This window comes from Clostridioides sp. LIBA-7678, from assembly GCF_056716065.1.
In genome coordinates this window covers 2,114,143-2,137,160 of the sequence record NZ_CP196987.1, presented here as the reverse complement: position 1 = coordinate 2,137,160, position 23,018 = coordinate 2,114,143, and the positions used below count along the sequence as shown (strand labels likewise).

24 protein-coding genes are annotated in these 23,018 nt (G+C 27.4%); 21 read left to right on the top strand and 3 right to left on the bottom strand.

What is annotated here, in order from left to right; all coding sequences use genetic code 11:
* The first annotated feature begins 110 nt into the window (after window positions 1–110).
* The gene (locus tag ACTG46_RS10340; RefSeq protein WP_407813979.1) at window positions 111–665 is read left to right on the top strand and encodes a GNAT family N-acetyltransferase; all 555 of its coding nucleotides are present in this window, start codon (window positions 111–113) and stop codon (window positions 663–665) included.
* 121 nt (window positions 666–786) lie between these two features.
* Here the strand turns inward: ACTG46_RS10340 and ACTG46_RS10335 are convergent, their stop codons facing one another.
* Window positions 787–1,647 carry a YitT family protein gene (locus ACTG46_RS10335; protein ID WP_054270379.1) on the bottom strand — a complete coding sequence of 287 codons (861 nt, stop codon included), beginning with the start codon at window positions 1,645–1,647 and terminating at the stop codon, window positions 787–789.
* Between the two features lie 390 nt (window positions 1,648–2,037).
* Between ACTG46_RS10335 and ACTG46_RS10330 the strand changes: the two genes are divergently transcribed.
* The 9 genes from ACTG46_RS10330 to ACTG46_RS10290 all read left to right on the top strand — a co-directional run bounded on the left by ACTG46_RS10330 (window position 2,038) and on the right by ACTG46_RS10290 (window position 10,780).
* The gene (locus ACTG46_RS10330; RefSeq protein ID WP_479922732.1) at window positions 2,038–3,444 is read left to right on the top strand and encodes a sensor histidine kinase; all 1,407 of its coding nucleotides are present in this window, start codon (window positions 2,038–2,040) and stop codon (window positions 3,442–3,444) included.
* A 190-nt stretch (window positions 3,445–3,634) separates the two neighbouring features.
* Complete coding sequence (locus ACTG46_RS10325; protein ID WP_479922731.1) at window positions 3,635–6,112, top strand: ABC transporter permease; 2,478 nt, start codon at window positions 3,635–3,637, stop codon at window positions 6,110–6,112.
* A 14-nt stretch (window positions 6,113–6,126) separates the two neighbouring features.
* Window positions 6,127–6,813: an ABC transporter ATP-binding protein gene (locus ACTG46_RS10320; RefSeq protein ID WP_074178176.1), complete on the top strand. Its 687-nt coding sequence runs from the start codon at window positions 6,127–6,129 to the stop codon at window positions 6,811–6,813.
* Window positions 6,814–6,976: 163 nt separating this feature from the next.
* On the top strand, window positions 6,977–7,810 hold the full coding sequence (locus ACTG46_RS10315; protein ID WP_479922730.1) for a helix-turn-helix domain-containing protein: 834 nt from the start codon (window positions 6,977–6,979) through the stop codon (window positions 7,808–7,810).
* 35 nt (window positions 7,811–7,845) lie between these two features.
* Window positions 7,846–8,301, top strand: a complete 456-nt coding sequence (locus tag ACTG46_RS10310) for a VOC family protein (protein ID WP_479922729.1) — start codon at window positions 7,846–7,848, stop codon at window positions 8,299–8,301.
* 138 nt (window positions 8,302–8,439) lie between these two features.
* On the top strand, window positions 8,440–8,568 hold the full coding sequence (locus tag ACTG46_RS10305; RefSeq protein WP_479922728.1) for a hypothetical protein: 129 nt from the start codon (window positions 8,440–8,442) through the stop codon (window positions 8,566–8,568).
* 233 nt (window positions 8,569–8,801) lie between these two features.
* Window positions 8,802–9,122 carry a hypothetical protein gene (locus ACTG46_RS10300; protein ID WP_003424083.1) on the top strand — a complete coding sequence of 107 codons (321 nt, stop codon included), beginning with the start codon at window positions 8,802–8,804 and terminating at the stop codon, window positions 9,120–9,122.
* A gap of 137 nt (window positions 9,123–9,259) precedes the next feature.
* Complete coding sequence (gene trmB, locus ACTG46_RS10295; protein WP_479922727.1) at window positions 9,260–9,904, top strand: tRNA (guanosine(46)-N7)-methyltransferase TrmB; 645 nt, start codon at window positions 9,260–9,262, stop codon at window positions 9,902–9,904.
* A gap of 144 nt (window positions 9,905–10,048) precedes the next feature.
* Window positions 10,049–10,780 carry a hypothetical protein gene (locus ACTG46_RS10290; protein ID WP_054270373.1) on the top strand — a complete coding sequence of 244 codons (732 nt, stop codon included), beginning with the start codon at window positions 10,049–10,051 and terminating at the stop codon, window positions 10,778–10,780.
* Window positions 10,781–10,913: 133 nt separating this feature from the next.
* Here ACTG46_RS10290 and ACTG46_RS10285 read toward each other — a convergent pair whose 3' ends face one another.
* The gene (locus ACTG46_RS10285; protein ID WP_003424072.1) at window positions 10,914–11,192 is read right to left on the bottom strand and encodes a hypothetical protein; all 279 of its coding nucleotides are present in this window, start codon (window positions 11,190–11,192) and stop codon (window positions 10,914–10,916) included.
* Window positions 11,193–11,463: 271 nt separating this feature from the next.
* On the opposite strand from ACTG46_RS10285, the gene ACTG46_RS10280 reads away from it, so the two are divergent.
* From ACTG46_RS10280 to lexA, 10 genes are all read left to right on the top strand, one after another.
* Window positions 11,464–11,910, top strand: a complete 447-nt coding sequence (locus ACTG46_RS10280) for a hypothetical protein (RefSeq protein WP_479922726.1) — start codon at window positions 11,464–11,466, stop codon at window positions 11,908–11,910.
* 269 nt (window positions 11,911–12,179) lie between these two features.
* Window positions 12,180–12,632 carry an acetyl-CoA carboxylase biotin carboxyl carrier protein gene (gene accB / locus ACTG46_RS10275; RefSeq protein WP_054270371.1) on the top strand — a complete coding sequence of 151 codons (453 nt, stop codon included), beginning with the start codon at window positions 12,180–12,182 and terminating at the stop codon, window positions 12,630–12,632.
* A gap of 15 nt (window positions 12,633–12,647) precedes the next feature.
* Complete coding sequence (gene accC / locus ACTG46_RS10270) at window positions 12,648–14,009, top strand: acetyl-CoA carboxylase biotin carboxylase subunit (protein ID WP_479922725.1); 1,362 nt, start codon at window positions 12,648–12,650, stop codon at window positions 14,007–14,009.
* Between the two features lie 14 nt (window positions 14,010–14,023).
* Window positions 14,024–14,878 (top strand): acetyl-CoA carboxylase, carboxyltransferase subunit beta, encoded by an 855-nt coding sequence (gene accD, locus ACTG46_RS10265; RefSeq protein ID WP_054270369.1) that lies wholly within the window; start codon window positions 14,024–14,026, stop codon window positions 14,876–14,878.
* Between the two features lie 20 nt (window positions 14,879–14,898).
* Entirely contained in the window at window positions 14,899–15,843 is a 945-nt protein-coding gene (locus tag ACTG46_RS10260) for an acetyl-CoA carboxylase carboxyltransferase subunit alpha (protein WP_054276744.1), read from the top strand.
* Between the two features lie 188 nt (window positions 15,844–16,031).
* Window positions 16,032–16,292: a stage V sporulation protein S gene (locus tag ACTG46_RS10255; protein ID WP_479922724.1), complete on the top strand. Its 261-nt coding sequence runs from the start codon at window positions 16,032–16,034 to the stop codon at window positions 16,290–16,292.
* 152 nt (window positions 16,293–16,444) lie between these two features.
* Complete coding sequence (locus tag ACTG46_RS10250; protein ID WP_074178173.1) at window positions 16,445–16,816, top strand: ACT domain-containing protein; 372 nt, start codon at window positions 16,445–16,447, stop codon at window positions 16,814–16,816.
* 29 nt (window positions 16,817–16,845) lie between these two features.
* Entirely contained in the window at window positions 16,846–17,691 is an 846-nt protein-coding gene (locus ACTG46_RS10245; RefSeq protein ID WP_479922723.1) for a hypothetical protein, read from the top strand.
* 307 nt (window positions 17,692–17,998) lie between these two features.
* A complete protein-coding gene (locus ACTG46_RS10240) occupies window positions 17,999–19,126 on the top strand; it encodes a tyrosine-type recombinase/integrase (protein WP_479922722.1) in 1,128 nt (375 codons plus the stop codon).
* Window positions 19,127–19,229: 103 nt separating this feature from the next.
* Window positions 19,230–19,865, top strand: coding sequence for a transcriptional repressor LexA (gene lexA / locus ACTG46_RS10235; RefSeq protein ID WP_054270364.1), 636 nt, complete (start codon window positions 19,230–19,232; stop codon window positions 19,863–19,865).
* A gap of 113 nt (window positions 19,866–19,978) precedes the next feature.
* Here lexA and ACTG46_RS10230 read toward each other — a convergent pair whose 3' ends face one another.
* Window positions 19,979–21,136 carry a ComEC/Rec2 family competence protein gene (locus ACTG46_RS10230; protein ID WP_479924065.1) on the bottom strand — a complete coding sequence of 386 codons (1,158 nt, stop codon included), beginning with the start codon at window positions 21,134–21,136 and terminating at the stop codon, window positions 19,979–19,981.
* A gap of 466 nt (window positions 21,137–21,602) precedes the next feature.
* Between ACTG46_RS10230 and ACTG46_RS10225 the strand changes: the two genes are divergently transcribed.
* Window positions 21,603–23,006: a sensor domain-containing diguanylate cyclase gene (locus ACTG46_RS10225; RefSeq protein WP_479922721.1), complete on the top strand. Its 1,404-nt coding sequence runs from the start codon at window positions 21,603–21,605 to the stop codon at window positions 23,004–23,006.
* The last annotated feature ends 12 nt before the right edge of the window (window positions 23,007–23,018 follow it).

The window sequence follows — 23,018 nt, the reverse complement described above, 5'->3', positions numbered from 1 at the left end:
AGTTTTTATTAAAAATAGAAATAAGGTTAATTTGAGAACATTTATATAATTAATATCGTATTTTAAATATGAACAGTATATTTAGATTAATGTATAAAGGGGGATTAGAAATGTCTGATTCTGGATATCCTCAAATGAAAACCTTAGAAACTAGAAACTGTATACTAAGACCTGCATCCTTAGAGGATGTTGAAGATTTTTTTGATTGTTATAAAAATAAAGTAGTAGTAAAGCATTTACCATTTAGTGAACACAAATCTTTAGAAGACACAAGAAAGTTTATAAAATCTTTTTTTCTAAATCCGTATAAAAAAGGAAAGATTGGTCATTTTGCTATAGTATATAAAAAAGACAATAAAGTTATTGGAAATATGGGGTTTAATAATATAAATCCCAAAGCATTAGAAGCAGAAATAGGTATATGTATCAACCCAAACTATTGGGGGCATGATTTTGCTACTGAGATAACTAAAAGAGTAATACAGTATGGGTTTAGAGAACTAAACTTAAAAAAAATCATTGCTATAACATATGAAGAAAATCAGAATTCTACAAAATCATTAGATTTGCTAGGATTTAAATGTATGGGAAAACATATTAAGAAAATTCATGTTGGTAGCATTGTAAAAAATGTTCCTTGTTATCAATATGAACTGAGAAAATAATAGATATAAGTATTTAATATACTAATAAAGTTTAAACAAAAAGGGCATGAGACTTTCAGACTCATGCCCTTTTATATAAAATTCTTATTAAGCAAAATTAATTAAAGTATTAACTTTATAATTAATTTTCTAATTTTTTAAATCCTTCTCCAAGAACTTCATGTACATCTGTAACTATAACAAATGCAGTAGGGTCAGTTCTTTTAACCAATCTCTTTAGATAAAGCTCTTGTTTTTTAGAAACTACAACTAATAAGACCTCTTTATTTTCTCTAGTATATCCACCCTTACCATCTAGAATAGTAAGACCTCTATCAAGTTCTTCAGTTATAGCTTTTCTTAAATTTTCTGGCTCATCAGAAATAATAAAAAATGCTTTTGAATGGTCAAATCCTTCTATTATCATGTCTGCTATTTTTATTAATATACAAAGTGCTATACCAGAGTAAAGAGCAGTTTCTAAACTACGATTTACTATACCAGAAGATATAACAACCATTCCATCTAAACACGACATGAATTTTGTAGCTTTTATTCCTGGGAATTTTTTACTAAGTATGAGTGCAATTAAATCTGTCCCCCCAGTAGAAGCATCTGACTTAAACATTATTCCTAAACCAATACCAACTAATATTCCACCTGCAATAGCAGATAATAGTAAGTCATCAGTAAATCTTAATTTTGATAATGGGTCTGTTAATTGGACTATAGCAGAAAACACGATTGTACCAAATAACGTTTTTAATGAATTTTTTGTTCCCATAATTCTAAAAGCAAGTATTACTAATGGTATACCTATAATTAACATGATGGCTGATACTGGAAGTCCTGTAACTTTGTTTAATACTAATGATAGACCACTAAGCCCCCCTGGAGCAATTGTATGTGGTTTTAAAAACATATTTATACCAATACTCATTGATATACAACCAAAAAATAGACCAAACATCTCAAGTAAAATTGGCGACTTTTGTTTTTTCATATAAACACCTCCATGAACTTGTCACAATTTAATATTATAACATATTTGACCAATTTATATTATATAAATTTTTCTTGATATAAGTAATTTCAAGTGTTTCATTATTCTTAATATTTGTGAATTTTATATAGTGTTTTAATATTTTTACTAATATTGTTATTTATCTATGAAAGTTTTATATGTTATAATTTTTTAGTTCTTTTATAAAGTATCCCCTATAAAGACAGTTATATGAAGAATTTCTTTATATTGTTTAATATGCTGAGATACTTTTATTTAAATTTATTGAAGACAATAACTATCTTGATAACATAAAGTAATATAAATATAATTTATATAGATAGTTATATTTTTAAATCAAAATACAAGCTTAAGAAAAGAGTTGATTAAATGCGTAAACCTAGTTACAAGACAATATTCCATTCATACCTTATTTTTTTCGTAATTTTTCTTTGTCTAATTTTTATTGTAATAGGCATTTTCTTATCCCTCATTACTATTCAACAGCCAAATGGGAAGTATGTACATAGTGATTGGGCTAAAAAATTTACAGAAGATTTTAATGAACAAATAATGTTTATAGATAATAAACCACAAATAAAAGAATATGGTTTAGAAAAACTTCAAGAAAACAAATTGTGGTTGCAAATTTTAGATTCTAATGGAAATATAGTTTATGGATTTTCGGAACCCAAAGACCATAAAAATTACTATTCCAATTCTGAATTACTAGCATTAGTTGAGCAAAATAATTCTAGTGATGGCACTACATACTTTAATACTATTACAAATAACAAAAATGATTTTATTTATATTATACATTTTCCATTAAATATATCTAAAGTAAATATGTTTTTTGATGGTAATAAATTTATAGGTGGAAAGTCAATTATATTTTCAATTATAGTAATTATATTTTTAATAATTTTGATTTCTGGAGTCATTTATAGTTACTGGGTAACAAAGTGTATTTCCAATATTACAATTGCTGTTAGTGATGTTTCAAAAAGAAGCTATCTACCAATTAAGATTAAAGGAGTTTTTGCTGATGTTTATAATAGTTTAAATCTTCTGAGTGAAGAAATTCATAAAAGTGACGAGATACAAAAGAAAACTGATATTATGCGAGAAGAATGGATTTCAAATATAACCCATGATTTAAAAACTCCACTTTCACCAATAAAAGGATACGCAGAACTCCTTGCAGATAACAGTATTACTCATTCATCCGAAAAGATACATAAATACGCTTCAATCATGTTAAAAAATATAGAATATACAAATAAACTTATAAGCGATTTAAAGTTAACCTATCAATTACAAAATGGAACTATTCCTTTAAATAAGAAAAATGATGATTTAGTAAGGTTTTTGAAGGAATTGGCCATTGATATTTTAAACTACCCAGAGTATGAGTTAAATATAATTGAATTTAAAAATGATACAGACATTATTAACTTTAGTTTTGATTATATACTATTAAAACGTGCTTTTAGTAATCTTATCATTAATGCTTTTACATATGGAAATAAGGATACCAAAGTTGTTGTGAATATAGCGTTGAATGAACAAATTGAAATTACTATTTCAGATAATGGAAAAGGGATTACAAGAGAAGAAGTGTCAAATTTATTTAATCGTTATTATAGAGGAACCACGCAAAAGCAAAGAAAAAATGGAACTGGCTTAGGATTAGCAATAACAAAGCAAATCATTGAAATTCATAAAGGAGATATATCTATTGAAAGTGAATTGGGTCTAGGCAGTTCATTTCATATCTGCTTTCCACTTAATTAAGGTTAATTAAGGTTAATTAAAAAATATATTAAGATTGGTAGATTATTATGTTTATATAATAGTTTATCAATCTTTTTTATTTAGGATTTTGTTTAGTTGAAAATAGAATAAAAAGTTGTATTAGAGATTCTACATAGATTGGATTAAATCTAAGTCTAGGTTAAATTTAATTAAGGAAGTAGGTGTAAATTTGAAGATTATATTAAAGTATATTTTAACAAATGTTAGAGAAAGAAAAATTAGGACAACAGTTATGTTATTGTCCATAGTTTTATCGACAGTTTTACTTTTTGTTTCGTTCTCGATTGGATTATCTTACGAAAGTGCACAGAGAAAGATGGCAAGAGGTATGTTTGGTAGTGCAACTATATCTATCCAAAATAAAAATCCAGATATGTTAACTAGTCTAGAAGATATTCCTAATCTAAATTCTATAAAATCAAAAGTTGGGATATTAGAAAGTTCTGCTATTTATCATACAGATGGATATTATGAATCATTCAGTCTTATATCAGCAGACTTAAATCAACTGAATAAAATCAACAAACCACGATTGGAAAATTGGAATAGTATTACTGATTTTTCTGGTGATAAGATTATTCTTCCCAACCGTTTTACATCAAAATATAAAATAAAAAAAGGTGATTCCATTACTTTACAAATCTATGGGAAGCCCTATACTTTTGAAGTTAGTGATATTGCTTCATATGATACAGTATTTTTGAGACATACAAGAGGTGTAAATGCACTATTACCTAAAGAAACTCTATCTAAAATATTAAATAAAGGAAATGGATATACAAGAGTTCTTATCGAATCAAAAGGAGAAAAGACAGAAAGTCTAGTAAGTAAATTGTCTGAAGAACTTCCAACTGAAAAATACAAGGTATCAAGTACCATAAATGAAAGTAAGATAGTTGCAGATGCTAGACAAAAAACAATGCCTTTCTTCTTAATAAGCTTTTTCGCATTAACTCTTAGTATATTTATCATATACAGTAGTTATAAAGTGATTACACTAGAACGTATTCCATTTATTGGTACTTTTAGAAGTGTTGGAGCTAATGAAAAAACTGTAACTTATATTTTAATGTTTGAAAGTTTGCTATATGGAAGTATTGGAGGAGTGATTGCTATTCCTATTGGTATAGTTGTTTTAAATATTATGCTACATGGACTTGGAAATTCTCTTGAACAAGGAATATCAATTCCAACAGTAATATCTCCTCTTGGGGTGATTGTCTCTGTTATAGTAGCAATAATTGTTTCTTTATTTAGTGCATATATACCTGTTAGAAAAGCCAGTCGTTTGCCTATTAAAAATGTTGTATTAGGAGCTGTAGAAGAAAAGAATGTTTCAAATCGTCATATACTTTTTATAGGCACTATTATACTTATTTTGTCTATTCTACTGCCAAGAATATCACCTGAAAATACACTGTATTTAGCTGGTGGATTTTCATTACTGGGATTAATCGTATCTACTATTGTGTTAATACCTTCTTTTACTGATACCATGTCTACAATTTTTGAGTTTGTTTATGAAAAGATTCTAGGTAATGAGGGGAAATTAGCTGCTAGAAATATGAAAAATAACAAAAATATTACACAGAATATTACGTTATTATTTATAAGCATTTCTGCAGTGATTGTAATAAGTGTTGTTGGCAGTTTTGTTAAAACTTATGTAGGTGATGTATTTCGTGATGCAGAACTACAAGGTTTTGCAGATGGAAAGATGGATGAAGAGTTTATTGAAGATGTTAGACATATAAGTGGAATTAAAAATATTTTACCTATTTATGTTATGAATAATAAGATTTGTGGTAACAATACAACATTTTCAAGACTAGAAGCCACAGATAATTTAAAATTGTATAGTTCTATGCTTGCAATCAATTATACAAATTCTGATATGAAAAAACAAGTAATTGAATCTTTTGAAGATAAGCGTTCTGTTATTTTGAACGAAAATACTTTAAAAAAACTAGGTTTATCTATAGGAGAGACAGTAACTTTATCTAATGATAAATATGAGTTTTCTTATAAAATACTAGGTAGTTTTAAATCTCGGGCAAGTGATGTAGAAGCTGTTATACCATCACATTATGCTGTTAGTGATTTTGATGAAACTAATTATGGTCTTTTAACATATACAGCAGTTAATCCAGATGCTGTTATGATTCAGATAAGAGACTTATTTAAAGATACATCTAACTGGAGCCGTACAGTTAAAGAATTTAATAATGATGCTTTAAAAACTATAAGTAGTTTTTTATCTCCTATGAATAAAATGACCTATTTCATTTTTATTCTTGCTACAGTTGGGATTATCAATAACCTAATAATTAATTATATTCAAAAAAGACGTTCTATAGCTATGTATAAATCGGTAGGGCAAAGCAATAAACAAAATGTAAAAATGACATTGATTGAAGGTTTTACCTCAGGGTTGCTAGGTTCTATTATTGGAATTGTAATATCTATAATGGAAATTCAAACTATATTCATAGTTGCAGGACCAAAGATTTCAATGTCCCCAGAATTGGATTTTAAAACATTCATTATTGTGGGATTATTGGGAATTGTAGTAACTTTAATAGGTTCAATAGTCCCAATTGTAAAAAGTAAGAAAATGAATCTAGTAGAAGAAATTAAATTTGAATAATAATGGAGGTTAATATGAAAACTACATTTAAGAGTTTAGCTGTAGAAGCTAAAAATATTATTAAAGAATTCAAAATTGGAAATGCAACAACTAGGGTGCTAAAAGATATATCCTTGCAAGTAATGAAAGGTGAATTTGTTTCTATTATGGGTCAATCTGGTTCTGGGAAAAGCACTCTTTTATATATCTTAGGAGGCTTAGATACTCCAACTAATGGAAAAGTGTATATAAATGGAACTGATATATCACATTTTGATGATGATAATATGAGTATGATACGTCGTAGAAATATAGGATTTGTATTTCAATTTTATAATCTAATACCAAATCTAAATGTTGAAGAAAATATAATGCTTCCCTTATTATTAGATGGTAAGAATTTAAAAGATTATAAAAATCAATTAGATGAAATATTAGATATAGTAGGTTTATGTGATAGACGTAAACATACACCACGAGAGTTATCTGGTGGTCAACAACAACGTGTTGCTATAGCCAGGGCTTTAATAGGAAAGCCAGAAATTCTATTTGCTGATGAACCTACTGGAAATTTAGATAGCAATACAGGAACAGAAATAATAAATTTACTAAGTAAAATAAACAAAGAAAGTGGTCAAACTATAATTATGGTAACCCACTCATTAGAAGCAGCTAAAAGTAGTAGCCGTACTATTACAGTTTTAGATGGTTTAATTGTATAATGAGCATAAATTCTATATATGTAAAGTAAGGATAAATTAGAAATTATTAAATATGTTATAATATTAAAATGCCAGATAAAAGTATAAGGAGTATTCATCATATATGGAAATAGTGTGGATACTTCTTATTTAACAAATATTAAGATGGGATAGGATATAATTTATGTTAAAAAAAGAAAGTATTCGTTTTATAAATAAAGATAGGTCACTTCTAATTTATGAAGATGATTTTGTTTATCTCTTGCCTTGTATGCAATTAAGAAATTGGATATCAAATTTTACTATCTCATTTCCAAACCAAACAACAATTTCTGATAATTATACTATTATTCCTCATGGAAGTGTAACTTTAGTATTTTTTTATGATGATATAGGATTACATAGTTTATTATTTGGTCCAACTACTAAACCAAAAACGGTAGGAAATATTGCCAATAAATGTGATGTTATACTAATTATTGAGTTTCAACCTGCTGGTTTTTTCCAAGTTATAGGTGTACAGCAAAGTGAACTTAAGGATAAAGTTGTTTCATTTTCTTCAATTAATGCTTTATTAGATATAGAAATCAAAAAAATATTTAAGGAATCATTATCTACAGATGAATTGATTTTAAAATTAGAGGAGTTATTGATTTCCAATATTAAAGATAAATACTCAAGTGAGTTTAATTTAGCAATTCAGTTGATTATTGATAACTTTGGAAATGTATCTTCAGAAGTAATCTCTAAGAAAGTATTTTATAGTTCTAGACATTTAAACCGACTTTTTAATCAATATCTAGGTGTGAATATGAAGACTTTTTCCCGTCTAGTACGCATTAATAAATCTATAAAACTTCTTAACAATAACAAAATTTCATTGCTCTATATATGTAATGAATTAGGTTTTTATGATATCCCACATTTTATTAAAGATTTTAAAATTGTTTGTGGAATAACTCCTCAAAAATACCGAGCTAATATGTCCGATTTTTACAGTGAAATCGCAAAATTTTAAGCTATAATACTTGTAAAAGAAAGGATAGTGATAAAATGAAGTTTGGAGGAATACTGCTAATTGTCAAAGATACAAATAAATCAAAGAAATTTTATGAAGATGTTCTGGAACAAAAAGTTACATTGGATTTGGGAGAGCATGTATCATTTGAAAATGGGTTTGGATTACAAACTAATTACAAAGCTATAGTTGGATATGAGTTACCAATAAATCAACAATCAAATAGCTTTCAATTATATTTTGAAGTTGATAATATCAAACAGTGGGAAAATAAGATAAAGAGCGTAGAAAATATTGAGTTTTTACATTCTATTCAGGAATACTCATGGGGTCAAAGAAGTTTCAGATTCTATGATTTTGACAAAAATATTATAGAAGTTTCAGAGTGCATGGAAAGTGTCATAAAAAGGTTGTTAAAACTAGGTTTAAGTGCTGAAGAAGTTTCAAAACATACGATGTACCCTGCTGAATTTATTAAAAAGTTTCAATAATTATAAAACTTTATATTGTAAGAAATAAATACTTAATACATAATATAAGGACACGTAAAATAGCTTACAAACTCAATGTTTGAATTTAGATTATTGGAGGTAATTATGTTATGTCACAACATCTTTGAGTAGTTACAAATGGAAATTATAAAAAGAAAGAAGAGTCACGATGATACGTACCATTGTGCTTTTCTTGTTGTATACAGAGAAGCTTTCAAATATATAAATTTTGCATATATGAATTGGTCATTATCAAATGTGTTATAATATTAAAACAACAAATAAAATCATTATATTTTTTAGCAAAACTTTTATTTGTTTACTATGCATACAATAGGGTATTTACTTAAGGAAATAAAATATCATATAAAATATTTTAAAGCTTTAAGTAATATTTGGCAGAAGTTTTAGTAAAATATGCAAAAACTAATTGATTATGTACCTTATATGGGTATATAATAGATATTGTTTTAATAAAATATTTGAAAGGGAATGATTTAATGAAAATTACTTTACCAGAAACAGCTATTGATACTTTGAAAAGTATCTTAAAAGACAATCAAGATAAACCTAATAATATAAGAGTATACTTTGCAGGTGTTGGTTGTGGAGGTCCTTCTTTTGGATTAGCTTTAGATGAGAAAAAAGAAGATGACTTAACTTATGAAGTTGGAGAATTACAATTTGTAATGAGCTCTGATGAATATAGTCAGTATGGAGATATAATAATAGAAGATACAGGATTTGGATTTAGAGTTATTCCTGAAAATATGAAAGATCAAGGTGGAGGAGGATGCTCTGGGTGTTCAGGGTGCCACTAAGATTAATTTTTTAGCAGATTAAGAGCTCTCTTTATAGAAATAGATTTCTATTTTAAGAGAGTTCTTTTTATTTTTTGCTTAGATAATGTATAATAAAAAATGTATTTTACTAATTTTTATATATAAGGAGAATTATTGTGAGAAGAAGACGAAAAAAAGGTGCAGATGAAAAACTTTTAAGTTATACAAAATACGTTTTAAGAGACGATATAGAAGAATTAAAAGGTAAGTGGAGTTTTAAGTTTGGTAATGATAATCCAATACATGTGGAATTTGGTACTGGTAAAGGTAAGTTTATAACAACTTTAGCCCAGCAAAACCCTGACATAAATTATATTGCTATGGAACTTAAAGAAGAAGTTCTTTTAAAGGCTGTTGAAAAGGCTGATGTTTCTAATTTAAATAATATATTATTTTTATGGGGAGATGTAAGTAATATTTTAGATTACTTTGAAGCTAAAGAATTGTCAAGAATTTATATAAACTTCTGTGACCCATGGCCTAAAAATAGATGGAGTAAAAGAAGACTCACTCATTCTGGATTTTTAGATATGTATAACAAGATTTTAGAAGATAATGGCGAAATTCAATTTAAAACAGATAATGAAAAATTATTCGAGTTTAGTTTAAATGAAATTGCTGCAAATAATTGGCTATTGAAGAATATTTCTCTTGATTTAGGAAATAGTGAGTATGAAAATAATGTTACAACAGAGTATGAGGACAAATTTATGTCACAAGGTATGCGAATATTTAGATGTGAGGCTAAAAAACGTAACTAGCAATATGTTTATAAGTTTAATAGTAGAAATTTATTTTAATTTATATTAATAAAGTGTACGAAAGTAGGTATATACAACAAGGAAACAGAACCCTCTCATAGAAATTAAATTACTATATATAAAAAATTTATGTGGGAGGGTACTATGAATTTAGCTAATGTAATACCATTTCTTATTTCTGCGGCAGCTTTAAGTCCAATAAATTCAAATGATAATGTTTTAAGCGACAATCAACTTAAAAATATTTTTCCTGATGCCAATCTAAGAGCAGTTGTAAAACGATATATAAACCCAGACGAGATGACTATAAGCAACATAAAGGCTTTAGATGGAGAATTTTATGCAACTGGTGAAAACATTTCAAATTTAAAAGGAATATCCTATCTTGAAAATGTAGACAATTTTATTTTTTGGAACAATAATATAAAAGAAGTTCCTAGGGAAGCTTTAAGTCTAAAAGATATGGATTCAATCAATTTAGCAAATAATTATCTGGTTGATGATGGTGTAGTAAATTCTCTTTCTGATAATGGTGTGGATGTGAATTGTGATTTGAATTTTATTGATACAAAAGACAATCAATATAAACTGGATTCTAAATATCATAATGTTGATATAGCAAAAGGTGAAAGTATTGATTTGAGAAAAATAATTACAAAGAAAATTGATAGCTATTATAAGTATTGGGAAGTTACTGATAGCCTTCCAAAGGATTTAGATTTTACTGTATCTGTAAGTGATAAAAACATAATTTCATATGAAGGTATGACTGTTAAAGGTAATAAAACAGGTCAAGCTGTAGTAAAAGTTGTACTAAGTGACAAAAATGATTTAAATACATCTCAAGAAGTTCTAATCACTTTCAATGTAAAATAAGTATATGTCAACTTACTTAATAATTTAATTTTTAATTTAAATGTATAACTAAAATAAAGGTTGCTGGTAACAGAGCACTATTATTAGCACTTTGTTACTAGCAACCTTTAGATATCTATTAAAAATAGATTATCTAGAAAATACCATTTCTTCTGTTAGTAGCCCATATTCCTATTAAAATTATTAATGAATATATGATATATAAAACTATTCTTATATACTGGACATCTAGTCCAAAAAATTCAATGTTACTTTGTGAGGTATGCAACATCACAAGGACTGCAGATATACCAATAAGCAAAGGATTGATTACTATTTGCTTATCAGTTCTTAAAATCATTATTTTACCCATCCAAATAATTGATAATATAAAAAATAAAATTTTAAGACCAAATTCTAATGTATCTACCAAAGCGAAAACATCCCTTCATTTATAATAAATTTTTCAACTCAACAAAAATATAAAACCCTGTAATAATTTTTAAACCTGTGTTAAATCCATAATGAGATAAATTAATTGAGTAGCATAAAACTTTATCTACATTAATATATACTACACTATACTTCAAATTTCTTAAACATAAATTAATGAAATTAACAAAAATTTATTCATAAGCATATAAAGATATATTTCATTATTTAAACGCATATCATTATATATACAGTTTTAGGAGGTGAGGTATATGGAATCTAAATTTTTTAATTGGTACACTCAATCCCTAGGAGGAACTTTTGGCATTATATCGTGTATATGCGCTTACTTAAATGGATACATGTTTGTTTATACAAATAATGCTAGTAAATACTTTGAAAGTATCGGCTTTTTAGGAATAATTTCAAGTTATACATTACTCCCACTTTGTATGTTAACTGTAATTTTTGGAATTATATGTTCTTATACTCCAAAGACATCTGATAAAAGTATCTTTAATATACCTTTTTTTACTTTAAATAAAAGATTAATATTTCTTACAGTAGTTTTTGGCTTTATAGGTGCTAGAGTTTATTTTATAATTCCTACAATTTTAATAACTTTTAACATGTATAGTGATATTTTAATAACTAAGTTAAAGTATATTCTATGTAAAGATAAAGAAAATGATACTAATTTGAAAGAAAGCGAAGTCTAAATTGCATAATATTGGTATTTGTCTTAAAAATCCCCGAGGTATTAATTTGTATTCTCTTGTATTTTGCAAAAAATATTGAATTTTATTCATTTTATACTTATAATCTATATTAATAATGGAAAATTAAAACAAATATAAGTTACTTGTTGTTAATCTAAAATTAAAATATATATTAATGTGTTGATTCTCTAGTCAGCACTTTTTCTTTTATAAATTTGTTTTTTGTGATATAATATTAGCACCAGGTAATAATACAAGGGGGTAACAACATGAACATCAATGAAATTAAGGAATTATTAAAGGTTATAGACTCAACTAACTTAGAATATGTAAAACTTGAAAGCAGCGATTTAAAATTAGAAGTATCTAAAAAAGCTCAAGTTACAAGTTCACCTGTTTTAAGCGTACAACAAGAATCAGTAGTGGATCTTTCTTTAGAAAAGCCAGTTGTAAACGATATACCTGTCGCATCTAATGAGAATCTATCAGTGGTAGTAGCTCCTTTGATGGGAACATTCTATGATTCTCCAAGTCCAGATGCAGATAGTTTTGTCAAAGTTGGCGATGTAGTTGAAGAAGGCGATACTTTATGTATATTAGAAGCGATGAAGCTTATGAATGAGATAACAAGTGAAATTAAAGGTGAAATAATTGAAGTATTAGTTGATAATGAAGAACTAGTAGAATATAATCAACCTTTATTTAAGATAAAACCATTGTAGTAGGAGGTATTTAAGTTGATAAAAAAAATACTAGTTGCAAATAGAGGCGATATAGCAGTTAGAATCATCAGAACATGTAAAGAATTAGGTATAAAGACTGTTGCTATCTATTCTGAAATAGATAAAGATTGTTTTCATAGATATATAGCTGATGAATCTATTTGTATAGGGCCAAACAATATAAGCAAGAGTTATAACAATATAGAAAATATAATATACCTTGCGCTTAAATTAAAGTGTGATGCTATTCATCCAGGTTTTGGCTTTTTATCAGAGAATCCTGAATTTGCAAGACAATGCGAAGAGAATAATATTGTTTTTATAGGTCCAACAAGAGAACAAATGATTTTGATGGGAGATAAATCTAGAGCAAGAGAAACTATGATGGAATTAAATATCCCTGTTGTTCCTGGTTCAGAATCTGTTTTGAAAACTAAGGAAGAAGCTTTAGAAGTTGCAAGAGAAATTGGCTATCCTGTTATGATAAAAGCCTCAAGTGGAGGCGGTGGAAAAGGTATGAGAATCGTTAGAAAAGAAGAAGAACTTTTTTCAAATTTTGACATGGCAAGTTCAGAAGCTCTAGCGGCATTTTCTAATAGCGATTTATATATGGAAAAATTCATAGAAAATCCTAGACATATAGAAGTACAAGTATTTGGGGACAAACACTCAAATGCAATACATTTGGGTGATAGAGATTGTTCTATGCAGAGAAGAAATCAAAAAGTAATAGAAGAATCTTTAAGTCCATACCTTTCAGGTGAAGAGAGACAAAAACTTCATAAAATCGCAGTAGATATAGTAAAAGGTGTAGGTTATATTGGTGCTGGTACTATTGAGTTTATAGTTGACAAAGATAAAAACTTTTATTTTATAGAGATGAATACAAGAATACAAGTTGAACATCCAGTTACAGAGATGGTAACAAGTCTTGACCTTATAAAGCTTCAAATATCTATAGCTAATGGGGAAGAAATTCCTTTTAAACAAGAAGATATTACTTTTAGAGGTCATGCCATTGAGTGTAGAATAAATGCTGAAGATTCATCAAATAACTTTGCTCCATCACCAGGTAAGATAGAATCGTTAAATTTACCTGGAGGTTTTGGTGTTAGATTTGATACTTTTGTATATGCAGGATATACTATACCACCTTTATATGATTCTATGATAGGTAAATTAATATGTTGGGCTGAGACTAGAGAAGAATGTATAAATAGAATGTATAGAGCTCTAGACGAAATTATTGTAGAAGGTATTAATACAAATGTAGAATTCCAAAAGGCACTTGTAACAAGTGAAGAGTTTAGAGAAGATACTCATCATACCAAATTTATAGAAGATGTCTTTATGAAGAAAGAATTTGCTACATTATAAGGAGTAAATAGATTATGATAAAAAAATTTTTATCATCAAAAGAATCTAAGTATGTTACGATTTCTTTAGATGACAACTTTAAAAAGAATAGTGTAGATGATAAATTTTGGACTTATTGCAAAGGTTGCGATAGTCATGTATTTAGAAAGGACATAGAAGAAAATTCATTTGTATGTCCAAAATGTTCAAGACATTATGGCTTAAGAGCAAGAAAAAGAATAAATTTATTGATTGATAAGGGAACTTTTATGGAGTTTAATTCTGAGGTAGAATTTCAAAACCCACTAAACTTTCCTAAATACAAAGAAAAAGTAGACTCTTATAAGGAAAAAACGAATGAGTCAGAAGCTGTTGTCACAGGTTATGGAAGATTAAATGGAATTAAAACAGTTATTTGTGTAATGAATCCTGATTTTATGATGGGAAGTATGGGTTCTATTGTTGGAGAGAAAATAACTTATTCAATAGAATATGCTGCTGAAAATAATTTACCTATAATTATTTGTTCTGCTTCAGGAGGAGCTAGAATGCAAGAAGGTATGGTATCTCTTATGCAGATGGCAAAGACTTCTCAAGCACTTTCTAAACTTGAAGAAAAATCATTGCCATATATATCAGTTCTAACTGACCCTACTACAGGAGGAGTAACTGCTAGTTTTGCTATGCTTGGAGATATTATAATTTCTGAACCAAATACATTGATAGGCTTTGCAGGTCCAAGAGTAATAGAACAAACAATAAATCAGAAACTTCCTGAAGGATTCCAAACTTCTGAGTTTTTACTTGAAAAAGGTTTTATTGACATGATAGTAGATAGAAGAAAAATGAAGGAAGTATTATATCAAATTCTTGCTATGCACAAGAAATAGGGCATGAAGGAGGAACTGTTTTGATTGAAAATAATAGTGAAAAAATAAAGGTTTTAGAAAATGATATTAAACAATTAATAACTATTTCTGAGGCAAATAATATAGATTTAAGTGATAAAATAAATTCACTTAATGAGAAATTGGAAAAACTTAAAGAAGAAGCCTTTTCCCATCTATCTCCATATGAAAAGGTGATGTTAAGTAGAGATATAAAAAGACCTACGACTTTAGAATACATAGAACACATTTGTTCTAATTTTTTAGAGCTTCATGGAGATAGGCTTTTTAAAGATGACCCTTCTATTGTTGGAGGAATAGGTCAGATAGGAAGATTCAATGTTACTATAGTTGGTCATCAAAAAGGAAGAGATACGAAGGAAAATATAAAAAGAAATTTTGGAATGCCTCATCCAGAAGGATATAGAAAAGCACTAAGACTTATGAAACAAGCTGAGAAATTCAATAGACCAATAATAACGTTTATTGATACATCAGGAGCTTTTTGTGGTTTAGAAGCAGAAGAAAGAGGACAAGGAGAAGCTATTGCAAGAAACTTACTTGAAATGAGTAAACTTTCTGTTCCAGTAATAACTTTTGTAATTGGTGAAGGTGGTAGTGGAGGAGCTTTGGGTATTGGAGTAGGTAATGATGTTTGCATGTTAGAACACTCAGTTTATTCTGTAATATCACCTGAAGGTCTTTCTAGTATCCTATTTAAAGATTCTTCTAAAGCTAAAGAAGCTTGTAATGTTATGAAACTTACAAGTGATGATTTGTATGATTTAAAAATAATAGATAAAATTATAAAAGAGCCTCTTGGAGGAGCACAAAAAGATGTAGAAGCTGTTTCAAAGGAAATAAAAGCTTATATTTTAGAAAGATTAAATCATTATAAAGATATGGATAAAGAAGAAATTATGACTCAAAGATATAATAAATTTAGAAATATTGGAAAATGCTTATAGAATATAAAGAAATTTGTAGTTTTTTCATTATAAAATGGTTTTAAAAAATAAAGGTTTTCTTAAAACAATTATAGAAGTATATTTTTATAAAAGTATACTTTAAATGATGATTGTAATTAGTAAATGGCAATTGTGATTTAGTACTTTAGGTAATGGATACTTTAACAAATTAACAAGGAGATGTTGAAATGGAAGTACTAAAAGTTTCATCAAAATCTAATCCTAATTCTGTAGCTGGAGCCTTGGCTGGAGTACTGAGAGAACGAGGTATTGCAGAAATACAATCTATAGGAGCTGGAGCTCTAAATCAAGCGATAAAATCAATTGCAATAGCAAGAGGTTTTGTTGCACCTAGTGGAATGGATTTAGTTTGCATTCCCGCATTTACTGATATAGAAATCGAGGGTGATAAGAAAACAGCCATTAAACTTATAATTGAACCTAGATAATATATCTTTTTATTAGAATTTAATTAAGTTTTAAAGGTTGGCTATAGAAATAGGATACTATAGTGAACCTTTTTTACGTTATATGTTTTATTTTATATAATTTTTAATGTATAATCTTAAGTAGACAAATAAGTTTGGAGGAGATGTACATTATGAAATTAAAATTATTTGCAGAAGAGTATGCAGTATGTAGATTAAATAATGATAGTAAAATACCAACATGGATAGATACAAAAAACTTTTACTCTATAACTAAGACTGAGGATGAATTAAGTGTTGTATGTTCAAATAATAATATTCCTTCTGATGTTAAGTCGGAAAAAGAGTGGAGAATACTTAAGATACTAGGACCTTTAGATTTTTCACTTATAGGAATTTTATCTAAACTAAGTGGCTTATTAGCAGAAAATAAAATAAGCATATTTGCAATTTCTACATATGATACAGATTATATTTTAATAAAAGAAAAAGATATAGAAAATGCTTGTAAAATTCTAACTTGTAATGGATATGAAGTAGAGTAGTCAAATACTTCTACATGAGGTTTTAATTTATGATTCATATAATCGAAATTTTAAAAATAAGCATGATAAATATCTTTTGCTTTTTAGGAATATTTATTGTTTTTGGACTGATTTTTAGTATTACAGAAAATCTAAACAATAAATTTATATTTTCATCTTTTGGAAAAACTGGGATTATTGTAACTGGAGCTATAGGAACATTTATTCATGAACTTAGTCATTTGATAATGTGCTTGATTTTTATGCATAAAGTAAATTCAGTTAAATTTTTCAGACCAATAGAAAGTAAAAATGATGGCATATTAGGATATGTAAGTCATAGTTATAAGAAAGATAGTCTTTATCAAAGTATAGGAAATTTCTTTATAGGAATTGCACCTATTATAGGTGGAACAATAATGATTATTTTACTTTTTAATATATTGTTGCCAGAGAGTTATATGAAAGTGACACAAAATATAGACTTAAAATTATATGTAAGTATGATTAATAGTTTGAATATAAACGGTTTTATACACATTATTATAGATGATATTTTTAATTTTATAAAAGTAATGTTGTTAACACCTAGTATATATTCATTTAAGTATTTTATATTTATGTTCCTAATGTATTCTATATCTACACATATGTCACTTAGTAGTGCTGATTTAAAAAACAGCTTAAATGGTTTGAGTTTTATAATCATAGTTATTTTTGCGATAAGTCTAATTACATACTTACTTGGACCTGATAACTTGAATATATCCAGTCTGATAGTTCAATATAATATATTTGTGAGTTTTTTCATGGCGATAGGGCTTATTTTTTCAGTGGTAACTCTAATAATATCTTATATTTTAAGTTTGGTCAGTCCATTTAAAAACTTTAATTAAAGAGCTGTATATTTTACAATATATTTAGTTTTACTAGAAACATATAAAAATATTAAATAAAAAAGATTTGAGTAGAGTATAAAATTTCTCAATATATTTATAGAATAATTCTTAAAATATATTGAGAAATAAAAAAAGAGTACTTAAATACAACTAGTCTTTAAATGTGGATTTAGGGAACAGTTAGTGCTAATCTCGATTAAAGCACTACTAATCTCTTAAAAATACAAAAAATAATTAAATTAAAGATTTATAATTAATTTATATAATTTAAAAGATTTATATTTTTACTTTAGGAGGTTTAATTTTGAATAATGATAAGAAAATTATAAAAATACATAATAAATCAGATAAACCTGATAATATCGTCATCAAGGAAAATGAGCTTATAGAAAAATGTCTACTTTTGGAAAATAAACTTCCTGTATTTATGAAGGATTATTTTATATATTTAAAAGGCTCTGTTGCAGTTTCCACACGACTTGCTTATTTAGAAGATATAAATTTTTTCTGTTCATATTTGGTTGAAACTAAAGAATTAACAAGTGCAGATTGTATAAAAGATATTACAGAAGATGATTTTAATACAATAAAATCAAGAGATATAAATTTATTCTTAGGTGATTATTGTAGTAGATATTATAAAAATACAGAAAAAAACACATTAATTTTTGAAAATAATAATAGAGCTTTGGCAAGAAAAAAATCATCCATCTCTACTCTATTTAAGTTCTTATATAGGAACTCTCAAATAGATAATAATATAACTGATGGATTTAATCCAATAAAACTTCCTAAACCTCAACCAGATGCTATTAAACGTCTTGAAATAGATGAAGTTGCTAAGATGTTAGAATCAGTAGAAACAGGTGAAGGTCTTACAGAAAAAGAAAAAGTATATTGGAGAAAGACTAAATTGCGTGATAAAGCTATTTTAGCTCTATTTGTTACATATGGGCTTAGATTAAACGAACTTAGAGAATTAAACATATCCTCTTTTAATTTTTCAAGAGGAGAATTTAAAATATATAGAAAACGTGGAAAGGAAGTTTTAATGCCTATAAACCATACTTGCGAACATGTAATAAAAGACTATTTGCAAAATGAAAGAATAAGAGATGATTTATTAAACGATGATGAAAAAGATGCTTTATTCTTATCTCTTCAAAACAAGAGAATTACATCAAAAGCTATAAGAACATTGGTAAAAAAATATACCTCTATTCCACTGGATACGACTAGAGATAATGGATATAGTCCTCATAAATTAAGAGCAACTGCTGCGACTTCCCTAATCCAAACAGGATTTTCTATATACGATGTTCAAAACTTACTTGACCATGATAATGTCACAACTACTCAGCTTTATGCAGCTCATAAAAAGAATGTAAAACGTGATATAGTTAAGAATTTTGAATGGATTGAGGATGATTAAAAATCAGGAACAAATGTTTGCAGATATAAATGGATTATGTTATAATTAAAAATATAAAACGTATGGAAATAAAAACAAAATATGTTTAGAAATGAGTGATGTTATGTATTTAGATCTAACTGAAAAGCAAGTCTTGATATTGGAATTTATAAAGTCTCAAATCATATTAAAAGGTTATCCACCTGCTGTAAGAGAAATATGTACTGCTGTAGGGTTAAGATCTACTTCAACTGTACACTCTCATCTAAATAAACTTGAAAAACTGGGATACATAAGAAAAGACCCTACTAAACCAAGAGCTATTGAAGTTTTAGAACGTAGTAAAGTAAATGATGTTTCTGGAGCTAATCAAGAAATAATAGAACTTCCATTAGTAGGTCAAATAACAGCTGGAGAACCCATTTTAGCTCAACAAAACATAGAGGAATACATTCCATTCCCTGCCAGTTTAGTAAAGGGCAGTAATAATTTTGTATTAAGAGTAAAAGGCGAAAGTATGATTAATGCAGGAATTTTAGATGAAGATTACGTTGTAGTAGACAAAAAAAATACAGCCTTGAATTCTCAGATAGTAGTTGCACTTATAAATGGTGAATCTGCTACAGTTAAGAGATTTTTTAAAGAAGGACACTTAATAAGACTTCAGCCAGAAAATGATTTTATGGAACCAATTATGCTTAATGATTCAGAAGTTGAAATTGTAGGTATTGTAACTGGTGTATTTAGAGTTATAAAATAACTATTTAAAGAATACTAAAAAATAAGCTATTCGTATAGATAAAATGTGTTATCTACTAATTATAGCTTATTTTTTTTATGCATTTATTTTATTTTTTATTATTTGCTCTTTTATTATTTTCCATAACATATATCACATGGGTCATTTTTTTTACTTTCGGAAATAGTACCTGATAATATTTTTTTACTTCTTGAAAGACCACTACAATTTTTTGTTGAGTGATAACTCTTCCCTTTTGGAGTAAAATACACTATTTCTGATGTATTAGATACATTTTGTTCTTTATTTAGAGGTTCATTTTTTATTGTATTGTTATTTGATTTTTCAGAGTTTCCATCTTCTCTAACCCCTTTTTTATAGCTTCCATCTTTACAGCTTGTAAATACTCCATCACCTGTCGATTCAAATATTATGTCTGAACACTCATCACTTCTATGTACCTTTACTCCCATTTTTTCCAATTTGTTCATTGTTTCTTGATGTGGATGACCATATGAATTGCCTTTACCTACTAAAAGGACTGCATACTCAGGGTCTACTTTATCTAAAAACGCTTGAGATGAACTACTACGAGAACCATGATGAGCCACTTTTAAAAGGTCTACTTTGCTAAGTTTTGATAGTATCTCTTTTTCTGTACCTTCTTCAGCATCACCTGTAAATAAAGCTTTATCTTTACCATTAGTATATGCAAGAACTAGAGATTGTTCATTAGTCGTATCTCCACCATTTGTATTTAGAACTTCAAAGTAAGAATCTTCTAAATAAAACTTCTTATTTTCAAGTGGTACACTTGGAGATAAATCTTTATTTGCCAAAGCATTTATAAAGTCTCTATAACTCTTTGTTTCTGCTGAACCATTCGATACAAAAACATTCTCTATGTTAAAGTTTTTGACAACAGAATCAAGTCCACCTAAATGATCTGCATGAGAATGGGTAGCTATAAGATACTTAATATCTTTTACACCTTGCTTATTAAGATAATCTACCATTAAATTTTCATCATCATTATCCCCACCATCTATCAATGAAAAAGTTTTACCCTCTTGAATCAATATTGCATCACTATTTCCAGTGTTAATAAAATGAATTTTTACATTTTTATCACTCGATATACTACTAGATAAGGAATCTTTGTTATTTGATTGATTGTTGCCATTATCTGATGTATCGCAACCAGTCAAATAAATCGATATAGATATTATCAGTAAAAATACTAAAGCTTTAAATTTAGAATTTCTTTTGCTTTTTATATTACTATTTTTTATACTACTTCCTATCACAAACTACTCCTCCATTTTCATAATACTTTACAACATCTATCGACTTATTTTATCATAATTAACTATTTAGTATCAATATTTCTCTTATATAGTCAGATTATATTGACTTAACATTGAAAAAATAATACCTTTATTATTTCTTTATTTTTACAATATAAACTGTTACTTTTTTATGTATTTTTAAGTAATAATGTTTAATATAATAGTGATAATAATAAATTATATCATAAGGAATTTTTAAGCTTTAATCCATTAAAAAAATATACTATAATATATGTATTAACTAAAAGAAAATAGCTAAATAAGTCATTATTAGTAATATAAAAATATAATTTTAAACTTTGATAACTGTCAGTTTAACTATCTTAACCTATATTTGAGGAAGGAAATTCTCATTTCAAACTTAGCCAAATGATGAGTTATTGACAGGATTTTTACTTAGGAGGTAAAAATGAAAGATAACTCACATTATACACTTATTCAAGCACTTGCTAATATGCTCATTGGAAAACAGATAGATACAAAAACAATTACTAAATCTCTTGAACTTATCTGTAATACCTTCTCATTTGAATGTGGTTTAGTATATGAAGCAGACCAATATAATCAATTTAATTTAATTGAAAATTATAGTTTGAATGATATAAAATTATGCAATAGTTTCAATGCATGTGAAATTAAGTCAGATTTTCAAAATCAATTAGCTCATCAAGAAATAATCTACTTAGATAAAAATAAAGATTATAGCTCGTGTGAGATTGATTTTATGAATATTTTTTCTGCAAAATCTTTGCTTGGAATTTCTGTAGTAGATGAATATTTTAATAACTATGGTTTTATCTTATTTCTAAATACTACATGCAGTAAAGTAGATTTTTCTGATTCTGAACTTAAGACATTAGCCATTGTACTTTCAATGCTTGAAAAGTATTTAGGAATAAGAATACATAGAAATAAAGTTTTATTCACACAGACTGCACTTGAAGGAATAATAAATCATACAGGCATAGATATTTATATAATTGATTTTTATACATATGATATTTTATATGTCAATGAGTCAATGGCTGCTCCTTATGGTGGCGTATCTCAATTTTCAAACCATAAATGCTGGCAAATTCTTTTCCCAGGACAGACATCTCCTTGTGAGTTTTGTCCACAAGAAAATCTTATTGATGAAAATGGGAATAGTACAGGAGTATATACATGGAATTATCAAAGACCTTTTGATGGAGCGTGGTTTAGAGTATTTAGTACAGCTTTTAGGTGGGTTGATGGTCGTCTTGCTCATCTTGTTAGTAGTGCAGATATAACTGATAATAAAAAGAATGAAGAATTAATTGAATATATGGCAAATTACGACGTGTTAACAGGTCTGCCAAACCGAAGGATGCTTATTGAAGAATGTAAAAATAGAATCGACAATGCTAAAGAAGATGAACAAGGATATGTAATCTTTTTCGATATTGATGGCTTTAAGGTAATTAATGATAATTATGGGCATGATGCTGGTGATGAATTCCTTGTAAAACTTGGGGATTTTTTCTCTTCAATTCCACTTCTTAAGAATTCTGTTTATAGAAATGGTGGAGATGAATTTGTTGCTGTAATTGGTGGGGATATTACAAAAGATAATATTCGCAATTTAATAAATTTTATACATAATAGATTTAAAAAACCATGGAATTTAAAAAATGGCTCAGTATACTGCAATACTAGTGTTGGCATAGCTTGCTATCCAGAAGATGGAAATAATGCAGAAGAATTAATCAATAAAGCAGACCAAGCAATGTATCAAATTAAGAAATCTGGAGGAGCAGGAATCTGTTTTGGTTATCAATTGATAAAAAAATGATTAAAGTTAAAT